This is a genomic window from Frankia sp. Mgl5, from assembly GCF_023242985.1.
Taxonomy (GTDB): domain Bacteria; phylum Actinomycetota; class Actinomycetes; order Frankiales; family Frankiaceae; genus Parafrankia; species Parafrankia soli.
In genome coordinates this window covers 1-251 of sequence record NZ_JALKFY010000242.1, presented here as the reverse complement: position 1 = coordinate 251, position 251 = coordinate 1, and the positions used below count along the sequence as shown (strand labels likewise).

At 55.0% G+C, this 251-nt stretch carries 1 protein-coding gene; it reads right to left on the bottom strand.

All coding sequences use genetic code 11. The features are described 5' to 3' along the window. Window positions 1-243 (bottom strand): proline racemase family protein (locus MXD62_RS09190; protein WP_285224008.1); only part of this gene is annotated, 243 nt, incomplete at its 3' end. Between the last annotated feature and the right edge of the window lie 8 nt (window positions 244-251).

Genomic DNA, 251 nt, shown 5'->3' with positions numbered 1-251 from the left:
CAGTGGCTCTGCTACGGGAATCAGGCCCATTTCCACCACCGCCGTGCAGACACCGATCGTATCATGGCCGCACATCGGCAAATACCCGCCGGTTTCGATATAAATTACGCCCAGGTCCGCTTCCGGATGGCACGGCTCAACCAACAATGCGCCTGACATCACGTCGTGGCCTCTCGGTTCATACATCAAAAACTGGCGAACCCAGTCATACTCCGACTTCATGTGCAGCATTTTTTCCGACATCGTATGCC